The sequence below is a fragment of the Pectobacterium peruviense genome, from assembly GCF_002847345.1.
In the GTDB taxonomy this organism is placed as follows: domain Bacteria; phylum Pseudomonadota; class Gammaproteobacteria; order Enterobacterales; family Enterobacteriaceae; genus Pectobacterium; species Pectobacterium peruviense.
On sequence record NZ_LXFV01000016.1, the window covers coordinates 81,966 to 93,011 of the forward strand.

The window sequence follows — 11,046 nt, forward strand, 5'->3', positions numbered from 1 at the left end:
TTTACTCCGTCTTTGGCCATAGCCAGGCGGCTCCGCGTACCCCGCTGGAGTCGCCGTGTATGGCCTGCCGCACAGGCGTTTCGCACTCACCGCCGAAGATCCACTGTTTAATCTTTTCCGGCACAGTCTGATAAAGGCGAGAAACATTGCTCATTCCGCCCCCCAGTACCACCACGTCAGGATCGAGCAGGTTAATCACATGCGCCAGCGATTTTGCCAAACGATGTTCATAGCGCTGCAATGCCAGCTCTGCGATGGCATCCCCCTGCTCTGCTAAGGCAATGATTGCTTCGCCCTTGTGCGGCTGACCGCTCAGGTGCTGATAATCCAGCGCAAATCCCGTACCGGAAATAAAGGATTCAATGCAGCCAGACTTGCCGCAGTAGCAGGGAACCGTCTGCCGATAGCGCAGTTCATCGTCATCCATCCAGGGCAACGGGTTATGCCCCCATTCGCCGGCAATACCGTTGCCGCCGACGTGAGCTTGTCCGTTCAGCGCAATTCCCGATCCACAGCCAGTGCCGATGATGACCGCGAAAACGGTCTGCTTCCCTGCCCCGGCACCGTCTACCGCTTCTGAAACAGCAAAACAGTTCGCGTCATTGGCGACCCGCACGGGTCGATTTAGCAGCGTGGCAAGATCGAGATCCAGCGCCTGACCGTTGAGCCAGGTGGAGTTGGCGTTTTTTACCTTGCCGGTAAACGGCGAAAGCGTACCGGGAATGCCTACGCCGACGCTACCGTGGCAGCCGATCGCTTTTTCAGCCATCTCCACCAGTGTGACAATAGTCCGCAGGGTTTCCGGATAGTCATTTCTTGGCGTCGGCATACGTTGCCGAAAACGTTCTTGCCCCTCGTCATCCAACGCAATGACTTCTGTTTTCGTCCCGCCCAGATCGATACCGATTCTCATGATGTCTCCCCACGTGTGGTAAATAGGCCCGCGTAAGTTTGCCACCGACCTGAAAACTTTCTTATATAGATATATACCCTAAATAATTCGAGTTGCAGGCAGGCGGCAAGCGAAGGACAAATTCGTCGGGAACGAATTTGACCAGCCAACGGCTGGCCTTCGGTGAGAGACAGGATGTCTCTCATTTCATCCCGATGAGCTTACTTGAGTAAGTGATTCGGGTGACTGAGCGAGGCCAACGCACATGCAGCTTGAAGTATGACGGGTATAACCAGAGAAACCAATCAACTGCAATCCAAAGCGTGATAGGTATTCCTCTGAATCCGGGTATTTTATTCCACATTGCGGCTTCGAATTCGTTATCATGCGCGCAACATTACAAACCCGCGTGCAGACCTGCGCGCCCAGTCAGGGATAACACCATGTTGTGGTTTAAAAACTTAATGATTTACCGTCTAAGCCGTGACAGCATGCTGTCCAAAGATAACGTTTTGTCTGCGGATGAAATGGAAAAACGGCTCAGCGCCTTCGCGTTCACCCCGTGCGGCAGTCAGGATATGATGAAAACGGGTTGGGTATCGCCGATGGGATCGCATAGCGATGCATTAACGCACGTCGTTAATGGGCAAATCGTTATCTGCGTTCGCAAAGAAGAAAAAATTCTGCCGTCTCCCGTCATCAAACAAACCCTTCAGGCCAAAATTGAACGTCTGGAAGCGGAGCAGCACCGCAAGCTGAAAAAAACCGAAAAAGATTCGCTGAAAGACGAAGTGCTGCACAGCCTGCTGCCACGTGCATTCAGCCGTTTCAGCCAGGTCTGGCTGTGGATCGATACGGTTAATGGCCTGATTATGGTCGATGCTGCCAGCGCCAAAAAAGCGGAAGACACATTGGCGCTGCTGCGAAAAACGCTGGGTTCTCTGCCTGTTGTACCGCTGACGATGGAAAATCCTATCGAGCTGACGCTGACCGAGTGGGTTCGTTCCGGTGAGCCCGCAGCTGGTTTTGCGCTACAGGATGAAGCTGAGCTGAAAGCGATTCTGGAAGACGGTGGCGTTATCCGCTGTAAAAAACAGGATTTGGTCTGCGATGAAATTGCCGTGCATATTGAAGCGGGCAAGCTGGTTACCAAGTTGGCGTTGGACTGGCAGGAACGCATTCAACTGGTCTTGTCTGATGACGGCTCGGTAAAACGATTGAAGTTCTCAGATACCTTGCGGGAACAGAATGACGATATCGATCGGGAAGATTTTGCTCAGCGGTTTGATGCCGATTTCATTTTGATGACCAGCGAGCTGGCTGCATTGATTGCGAATTTGATTGAAGCGTTAGGCGGCGAAGCCCAACGTTAATACGATCGATTGTTAATACAGTCGGTGATTGCCCGCCGCCGTTCAGGCGGCGGGCGATACCTCATCAGCGACTGAATCCGTTAGACTCGGAATGCCCCGACAACGGAATTCAGTTCTTCAGCCTGTGATTGCAACGCACCCGAGGCAGCGGCAGATTCCTGCACCAGCGCGGCGTTTTGTTGCACCATCGAATCCAACTGCGCGACGGCTTTGTTGATCTCGTTAATGCCACGCATTTGCTCATCTGCTGCATGCGTAATTTCAGACATCACCGAGCTCACCGTAGATACACCACCGACAATTTCATTCATCTTGTCGCTGGCCTGACGAACCTGTACTGAGCCAGACGTCACACTGGAGACCGTCGCTTCAATCAGCTCTTTAATTTCTTTTGCGGCCTGCGCACTACGCTGTGCCAGACTGCGAACTTCACCCGCGACAACGGCGAAACCACGGCCCTGTTCACCCGCTCGCGCTGCCTCTACGGCGGCGTTAAGCGCCAGAATGTTAGTCTGGAACGCAATGCCATCAATCACACCGATAATGTCGCCAATTTTGCCAGACGCGACCACGATTTCTTCCATCGTGACAATCACATCAGACACGACTTTGCCACCCGTACCGGCATCTTTCGACAGCAGCAGCGCTTTAGCGTTAACCTGTTGCGCAGATCCTGCCGACTGCGTTACCGCAGCAGAGATTTCTTCTAGTGAAGCCGCCGTTTGCTGAATACTCGACGCCGCAGATTCCGTACGCGCAGAGAGATCGTTATTTCCCGCTGAGATTTCATCCGCAGCAACCTGAAGCGATGCGCTGATATCCCGAATCTGCACCATTACCTGGCTGATCTTATCGACAAAAATATTAAACGAGCGGGCAATTTGTGACACTTCATCATGCCCTTCATCCGGCAGACGTTGCGTCAGATCGTTGTTGCCACTGCTGATATCATCCATTGCGTCGCGGATTTGCAGCAGGCGCTTGAGCGTTGACGTGATGATGAAGCCAATAATCAGCGTCCCCAACAACGCGATGATGACGAGCGTAATGACCGATGTGGAGAGCAGAGAGCGCATGCCTGCGGTAGCTTCGGCTTTATCCAGTGCCACCAGCATGTACCAGCTTGTGCCGGTAATCGGCTTTGCCAATACCAGCTTTGCCGATCCAGAGAAATCCACATCGCGGGCGCTATCTGCTGAAAGCACGTCGTTCAGATTAATTGCGGGGGCGATGTCAGTGATATTTTTCAGCGTCAGTTTTTCATCCGGATGCGCAATGATCGTACCGTTACGGTCAATCAACACGCCGAAACTCCCCGGGCTAGGGTTGATAGCCTTGACGTTTTCGATCACGCTTTTCATCGTCACGTCACTGCCGACTACGCCTCTGACCGTACTTCCTTCCAGCACCGGTGCGACAAAAGAAACGACCAGCGTATTCGTTACCATATCAACGTACGGCGCAGTTGCCAGCGGCTTACCTTCCTTTACTGCCTGCTGATACCAAGGCCTGATAGTAGGGTTGTAATCAGCAGGAATACCGCCTGGATCGGCAAACTTGGCAGTACCATTGGCGTACCCCATGTATACGTTCAGGAACCCGCCAGATGCCACAATCTGTTTAAACAACGGAATAGGATCTTCATCCTGAATGGCGCGGTCATGCAGTGCGGAGATCATCTGCGTTTTAGAAGCAACCCAGTCGCTCACCGCGATACTGTGGCTCGTCGCTACCGCATCAAGCGTATTCTGGATCGATTCCTTATTTGCGTTATTAGCTATGGTGTAATTAAGAAAGGTATTGATAACAAGTGAAAGTACAACAATGGTCGAACAGGCCGCAAGAATGCGGGAACGGGTCGTTTTCAGCATAAAATACTCTTTGCGTAGAATAGTTATACTATCCATAACGGCACAGTAAAATAAAACTTGAGTACGATCACATTTTACAGCCGTCATTTATCTTAAAAGTTGCTTTGAAAATTAATACGTTCAACCAAGTCATTACGTAAAAAAAGAGAAGTAATGAATAACTTGCTACAAAACCGAAGTAAAAAACCACGATAAAGACACAGCAAAGAATAAACCACTTATTATTTTCCATAATAAAAAATTATTGATAAGGTTGATTATTCATTGATTTTTAACAAATCAGGGATAATTCTTAATAAAGTCACTATTATTCCGTATTATTAATTAATAAACTCAATTAAACAAAATAACTCATATATGGAATTAATGATTAGTGTTACGAGAGGAAAATGAAAAGTGTCTGTCGACTCTAAAAAATAGCGGGGCAACAAAAAGTGGCTTTCCATTCATAACGGAAAGCCACTTTCTTTTTATTGGTAAGGAGGGGGGGAATTACAGGTATTTACACAAATAAGAGGTCGGCTCGACCACCTGTAAATTGAACTCGCTTTTTCCTGGAACAAAAAACGTTTCTCCCGGAGTGAAAACCTGCCAATCCGGTGCGCCGGGCAACAGTACTTTCAATGCCCCGGTGATCACAGTCATTTCTTCCGGCTGTCCGGTTCCAAACGTGTATTCACCCGCATCCATAACACCGACACTAGCGCGACCAATGCTGTCGCCTTCAAAACCGATTGACTTGACCTTCCCTGCAAAATACTCATTTACATTCAGCATAGCGCGGCACCTATTGTCGAAAAATTCATGAAATTCATCTTAAAAGGAGAGTTGAGCCACTGTCACGATCTATTCATTGAAAGTTAGTGCTCAGTAACACTGACTGATGATTATTTTGCCAGTTCCCGTTTGCTACCCTACGCTGCCGACGAGCGCAGCACCTTCAACACGCTTGTCACAATAGCGTCCGGCGTCTGCGACGCATCAATAACGTGATGCGCCACACCGCGATAAAGCGCTTCACGCGCAGCCAGTACGTCGGCCATTTCCTCTGCGATGGGACGACCTGTCAGCGTAGGTCGCTGGTCATCCTGCGGATTTTCTTCCAGTCGCTGAGCCAGCAGTTCTGCATCCGCGTGGAGGTAAATGACGATGCCTTTATCATGCATAAAACGACGATTGGCTTCCGCTAGCACCATTCCGCCGCCTGTTGCGACGATGCAGCGGTTAGACGCCACCTGCTGAAGCGCCAGACTTTCACGCTGGCGGAAACCATGCCATCCCTCCTGCTCGACCACATCAGCGACTGTCATATTGGTCGTCTGCTGCATAAACAGGTCGGTATCGACAAAGTCATATCCCAACGCCTGCGCCAGTTGATGCCCAATGGTGGTCTTCCCACAGCCTCTGGCACCAACCATAAAAATGGGGTGTGTCATGTAATGACGAATCCTTCTTTTTTACTCACCCGTTCCGCCCGATATCAAGTTGCACACGCGTTGGCGGTACCGCAACTCAAACTATTTCGGATATCAAAGATAAATGGGGTGATTACCTGCTTTGTCGTGGGCTGAATCATACCGATAAAATCGACAGAGAGGGAAGTGACTTCTCAGTGGGAATGAAAAGTTGAATAACTAAAAGTAAAAATGGGATGACAGTAAATATACCCTAAATAATTCGAGTTGCAGGAAGGCGGCGAGCGAGGGCATCCCGATGAGCTTACTCAAGTAAGTGATTCGGGTGACTGACAAGTCTGCCAGAGGCAGATTCGAACGCTGCTTGCAGCGGCCCCAACGGGGCGAGGTCCACATAAGTGGCCCGAGTAGCGACGCCAACGCACATGCAGCTTGAAGTATGACGGGTATAAAAAGCCCCGCGTTTAAAGGCGGGGCTGGCACACTAAAAAACCGCACAAGCGATTAATAAGCGTGGAAGTAATCCTGAATTACCGCTGGGTTCGTCGTTTTTGTCAGCGCCAGCATCAGCAGAATACGTGATTTTGCTGGGCTAAGAGAATCGGCAACCAGACCAGGTTGACCTGCATCTGGTGGGACGATACCGCTGCCGGTACGGCTGGAACGCACGACAACAATGCCTTTGCTTTCCGCTTTGCGGATGCCGGCGTCGCCGCGCTTGGATACGCTACCTGCGCCCATGCCCGCATACACGATGCCTTTTACGCCGTGCTTGATAGAAGCGTCATACATGTATTCTGGGTCATCCTGATAACCATAAATAATGTCGACGGCTGGCAGTTTATCGATGTTGGTCACATCAAACACAGAACGCGTGGTGTGAACTTTATCCAGACGAGTCTGGTAGTAAACTTTGTCACCGATAATCACGCCCAGATAACCTTCTTCTGGCGCTTTAAAGGTATCCAGCGTAGAGGCGTTGGTTTTGCTGATGAAACGGGCAGATCCAATACGGTCGTTCAATACAACCAGCACACCACGACCGCGGGAGTTTTTATCCGCTGCCACTTTTACTGCACCGTACAGATTCATCGGGCCGTCGGCACTGATTGCCGTTGCCGGGCGCATCGCAGCAACAAAGACGACTGGCTTGTCGCTTTTCACCGTCAGGTTCAGAAAATAAGGAGATTCGTCGAGCGTATCCGTACCGTGCGTAATGACCACGCCATCAACATCGCTGCGTGCCAGCAGCTCGTTCACGCGCTTGCTTAGCGTTAGCAACACATCGCTGGTCATATTTTCACTGCCGATGCTGGCAACCTGCTCACCTTTGATATTGGCAAGCGTTTTCAGCTCTGGCACTGCTTGAATCAGCGTCTCTACGCCCAGCGCACCGGCTTTATACCCAGTGGTTTGCGTATTGGCCGCTGCGGAACCCGCTATCGTACCGCCCGTTGCCAAAATGACAATGTTAGGTAGATTTTCTGCCGCATTTGCCAGAGACGAAAAGCAAACAAAAACAACAACGAATAATGCGTTAAACATCCTTTTCATAACATATACCAACTTATTGAGTTAAGTGGCAGACCAGATACGTCAGGTGCCTGATCTGTAAGTAAAAAACCTCAACTCTGTTGGCAGCCTGCCAACATTGGCGCTTATAATGCCCCAGAATTCAACGAATTAATATATGCCCGTCAGACTTCAGGCTAATGGTGTGTCATGACTCACAGCGCGACATTTTTGCCGCGCTGCCTTGCGCTAGCGGCTAATCTGCGAGACGGCATCCTGCGAGGCCTGTTCACGCGCGGCACCCGTCAGTTCTGACAGCGTACCCTGATGCATTTCAAGCAGACGGTCGGCATGTTCAAAGTAGTGATCGTCATGGCTGATCGCCACAATCGTTTTCCCCAATGCGCGCAACTGCGGTAACAGCTCAAGATAGAACACGCGGCGGAATTGCGGATCCTGATCGGCGGCCCATTCATCCAGCAGCAAGATGTCGCGCTGTTCGGCGACCGCCAGCAGTAGTGCTACACGCTTACGCTGCCCTTGTGAGAGCTGCAAATTCATCACCTGATGATTCTCCAGCGTCAGCTTATGCTGCATGTTTAGGCGCTCCAACCAGCCATCGACCAGCTCCGTATCCGGCTCCGCTCCCTGCGGCCCCATCATTTGTCCGAACAGGTGGAAGTCGGTAAAAATGGCAGAAAATAGCTTTTGATAATCTCCTCGCGTTTCCGGCGTAACCGGATGGTTATCCAGCAGCAACGTACCCGACACTGGCGTATAAAGCCCTGTCAGCAGCATCGCTAGCGTCGATTTCCCGCTCCCGTTCCCACCAATGAGAAACACCAGCTCGCCGCGTTTTATCACCAGATTGATTGGCCCAACTTCAAAGCCGGAATCGTCATAACGAAACACCACGTCACGTAGTTCCAGTGTGTGCCAATCGGCAGGCGCCATTGCAGAGGAAAAAGATTCCTGATAATCAACCAAATCAAAACGTTTCAACTTATTAAACGCCACTTGCGCGCTCAACAATGTTGGTAGTGCACCAACAGCCTGAAGCATCGGCGTCCGTAAAAAAAGCAGCGTAAGTGAGTAAGTCGCCGCGACATTGGTATCCGCCCAGCCGAGATTGTTTGCCATGAAAAAAACCGCGCCAATCACGCCCAGCATCATAATATTCGACCAGTTCACCGCGCTGAGATGGAAGGTGTCGGCGCGAATCACATTCTGTCGATAATCTTGCGCATTGGCCTGATAAACCTCGTCATACAGTTTTTGCGCCCGCTCCCGATTGAGCGTCAGTTCCTTACGGCCGTTAATCACGGTTTCGTAATCTTTCTGAAGGCGGTCTTCCGCTTCTCGAACCTGAGTAAGATGGCGGTACACGCGGGAAACCAGCATGAATCCGCCCCAGAGGGTTATCACAATCCAGATGGACGTCACGACTAGCATTTTTGGAGAGAGCCACGCCAGATAAGCCGCTGAGCCGATAGTCAGCACAATACCCTGAATCAGCTCCGGCAGGCGCACAAACGCGATGGTGATATTGCGGATATCGCTGGACAGGCTGGCGAGCAATTGCGCACTCCCAATCTGCTCAATACGAGCAATGTTGGTATCCAGAATTCGCTTGATAAATTGCCCGCGCAGGCGATAAACGAAATGGTGCCCGAGCGTGGTCAACGCCAGTTGCGATACCAGCGTCACCCCCATAAGAAGCAGCAGTAAGCCCAGAAACTGTGGCAAGACGCTCAACGATTGATTGACCGTTTCAATCAATTGCAGGTTGATAAAGGCAATCAGCCCAATGCCTAAGGCTGCGCTCAGTAAACTTAAAATAATAACGGCGAGAAATGGCCAACGGTATTGTTGGTAAACAATGCGGAGCAACTCCATAACAACCTGGTCTCTATGATGAAAACAATCGTCCGCAGTGTAATGGTGATAACTGTGATATCAAGAATAATTCTCATATTCAGCCCGCCCCCCAACTCCCCCCCCTCAAATTCACGCCCAGTGCTGTAGGCAAAACGCATTAGCAATCATGATAAATCATCACAATTCGTTATCACTTTTTACCGCTATCTTGGTTAACGCTCATTTTTTAGCGCCAAAAAACAATAAAAACATATTGATACAATAAATACAGATAAAGACACGGTTACCTGCGAAATCCCTACCCCCTCCCTTAACCCGAATGTACGCCAAAAGCGCACCACCACGCCATCAGGAACGCTAAGTGATGGTAATTCAACATGATAATTAGTGAGATAATAATTAAATAAGAAAACCAGTCCGCTAAACCATTTAATACGTAAGAATATTGTCATAATTTTTATTTTCAAAACATTTCAAAAAAGTTGGATCTTTATCTAAGCCGCACCTATAAACATCAAGAATTGGATGAATATCATCCCGATGGCCTAATCCCCGTAAAAGAGGGATAGCACACCGTATCTTTAGCCACTCTTACTGTTTTTTTGTTTCTGAACCAGGTCAGCTTTAGCGCCCTTCTTTTTGGTTGCGCATATACCCATACCTATCCACTACGGCACTCAATCTGTTGGGAGAGGTATAAGACAATGGTTGCAGATAAGTAAGAGGCTACTTCATGTCAGATATGAATATTATTTCGGGAAATACAAATATCCTGTCACGTAACGGTGGCCAATTCATCAGTACAGTCCCTCAGGGAGCAACAAATGTCGAGCTGCTGGAAAGCAGCACCGTTCGAATCAATGCCACACCAGACATCGTTTCTCGCTATGAGCGCGTCGGCAACGATCTTATCTTGCACATGAAAGACGGCACAACCGTCCGCTATGAAAGCTTCTTCACGCTGGACGCGGCTGGCTACCACAGTGAACTGGTTTTTGATGATGGTACTCGGCTCATCCATGCGCAGTTCTCCGGCGCAGCAGCCGCAGAAGGGGCCGCACTTACAGCAGAAGCCATTGCCCTGACGCCAGAATACGCTGCACTGGGTGATATGACGTCATTACTGATCGGTAGCACCGCCAGCACGCTATCGACCGCCACGTTGGGCAGCGTTCTCGGTGCTATCGCTCTCGGCGGAGCTGCTGTTGCAGGGGTCGCGGTCGCCGTTGCCTCATCGAGCGATGACAACACCACACCGGCTCCTGCACCAGCCCCCTTAACCATTGATACCTTCGCGGGAAATAATGGGCTGAACCGTACGGAAATCGGCCAACCTCATATCCTCAGTGGGAAAACAACAGGCGTCAGCGCAGGGCAAACGGTCACCATCACGTTGAATGGCGTGGTTTATACCACCACGATAGCCGCCGATGGCAGTTGGCAATTTACGCTACCTGCGGATGCATTTACTGGGCTGGAAGACGGCATTTACGCATTAAAAGTGAGCGTGCCGGGTGCGAACGGCGTCGTCCATGAAAGAACCCTCGATCTCACCATTGATACCCTGCCACCAAATTTAACCGTTGATAAATTTACCGGTGATAATTACCTCACCGTAGGAGAACTGGCAAACGGCCAGATCCTCAACGGAACGGGTGAAGTGGGCCAGCAAGTCACTATCTTGCTCAATGGGAAAACCTATAGCGCCACCATTAATGCAGCCGGTAGCTGGACCCTGACGGTTCCTGCGGCGGACCTGCGCGCACTGAGCGAAGGCGAACACGCGCTGTCGTTCACGGTTACCGATAATGCCGGTAATATTACCGTGGTCAACCGCACCGTTATTGTCGACACCACACCGCCGGAACTGTCCCTGTTACCCTTTACCGGAAACAATCTGCTCACCGCCGACGAACTGCAATCCTCACAGTTTGTCTCCGGTACGGCTTCCCTGTCGGATGTCGGCCAGACAGTGACAGTGACACTCAACGGTATCACCTATACCACCACCGTAGAGAGCGATGGTGCATGGAGTGTTTTCATTCCCTCCGGCGATATCCAGGCGCTGACTAACGGCTCCTACAGTCTGGTGGCGTAACTAACGG

8 protein-coding genes are annotated in these 11,046 nt (G+C 50.5%); 2 read left to right on the forward strand and 6 right to left on the reverse strand.

All coding sequences use genetic code 11. From position 1 onward, the window contains the following. Position 1 precedes the first annotated feature (1 nt). Positions 2–913 (reverse strand): fructokinase, encoded by a 912-nt coding sequence (gene mak / locus A0G03_RS13710; protein ID WP_048259100.1) that lies wholly within the window; start codon positions 911–913, stop codon positions 2–4. A gap of 422 nt (positions 914–1,335) precedes the next feature. On the opposite strand from mak, the gene rdgC reads away from it, so the two are divergent. After that, complete coding sequence (gene rdgC / locus A0G03_RS13720; RefSeq protein WP_048259099.1) at positions 1,336–2,265, forward strand: recombination-associated protein RdgC; 930 nt, start codon at positions 1,336–1,338, stop codon at positions 2,263–2,265. 80 nt (positions 2,266–2,345) lie between these two features. On the opposite strand, the gene A0G03_RS13725 is transcribed toward rdgC, so the two are convergent. From A0G03_RS13725 to A0G03_RS13745, 5 genes are all read right to left on the reverse strand, one after another. After that, positions 2,346–4,136, reverse strand: a complete 1,791-nt coding sequence (locus A0G03_RS13725) for a methyl-accepting chemotaxis protein (RefSeq protein ID WP_048259098.1) — start codon at positions 4,134–4,136, stop codon at positions 2,346–2,348. A gap of 492 nt (positions 4,137–4,628) precedes the next feature. Continuing rightward, positions 4,629–4,913, reverse strand: a complete 285-nt coding sequence (ppnP, locus tag A0G03_RS13730; protein WP_005975968.1) for a pyrimidine/purine nucleoside phosphorylase — start codon at positions 4,911–4,913, stop codon at positions 4,629–4,631. Between the two features lie 137 nt (positions 4,914–5,050). Continuing rightward, positions 5,051–5,572: a shikimate kinase AroL gene (gene aroL / locus A0G03_RS13735; RefSeq protein WP_048259097.1), complete on the reverse strand. Its 522-nt coding sequence runs from the start codon at positions 5,570–5,572 to the stop codon at positions 5,051–5,053. A 483-nt stretch (positions 5,573–6,055) separates the two neighbouring features. Then, positions 6,056–7,105, reverse strand: coding sequence for a type II asparaginase (locus A0G03_RS13740; protein WP_189339482.1), 1,050 nt, complete (start codon positions 7,103–7,105; stop codon positions 6,056–6,058). A 207-nt stretch (positions 7,106–7,312) separates the two neighbouring features. Further along, positions 7,313–8,959 carry a multidrug ABC transporter permease/ATP-binding protein gene (locus tag A0G03_RS13745; RefSeq protein ID WP_048259095.1) on the reverse strand — a complete coding sequence of 549 codons (1,647 nt, stop codon included), beginning with the start codon at positions 8,957–8,959 and terminating at the stop codon, positions 7,313–7,315. 715 nt (positions 8,960–9,674) lie between these two features. Between A0G03_RS13745 and A0G03_RS21995 the strand changes: the two genes are divergently transcribed. Then, positions 9,675–11,039 carry an Ig-like domain-containing protein gene (locus A0G03_RS21995; RefSeq protein WP_223250534.1) on the forward strand — a complete coding sequence of 455 codons (1,365 nt, stop codon included), beginning with the start codon at positions 9,675–9,677 and terminating at the stop codon, positions 11,037–11,039. Positions 11,040–11,046: the final 7 nt, after the last annotated feature.

Coding starts and splice junctions, on each gene's coding strand:
- A0G03_RS13745 (WP_048259095.1), bottom strand. CDS start 8,959: ATGGAGTTGCTCCGCATTGTTTACCAACAATACCGTTGGCCATTTCTC.
- rdgC (WP_048259099.1), top strand. CDS start 1,336: ATGTTGTGGTTTAAAAACTTAATGATTTACCGTCTAAGCCGTGACAGC.
- aroL (WP_048259097.1), bottom strand. CDS start 5,572: ATGACACACCCCATTTTTATGGTTGGTGCCAGAGGCTGTGGGAAGACC.
- A0G03_RS21995 (WP_223250534.1), top strand. CDS start 9,675: ATGTCAGATATGAATATTATTTCGGGAAATACAAATATCCTGTCACGT.
- A0G03_RS13740 (WP_189339482.1), bottom strand. CDS start 7,105: ATGAAAAGGATGTTTAACGCATTATTCGTTGTTGTTTTTGTTTGCTTT.
- mak (WP_048259100.1), bottom strand. CDS start 913: ATGAGAATCGGTATCGATCTGGGCGGGACGAAAACAGAAGTCATTGCG.
- ppnP (WP_005975968.1), bottom strand. CDS start 4,913: ATGCTGAATGTAAATGAGTATTTTGCAGGGAAGGTCAAGTCAATCGGT.
- A0G03_RS13725 (WP_048259098.1), bottom strand. CDS start 4,136: ATGCTGAAAACGACCCGTTCCCGCATTCTTGCGGCCTGTTCGACCATT.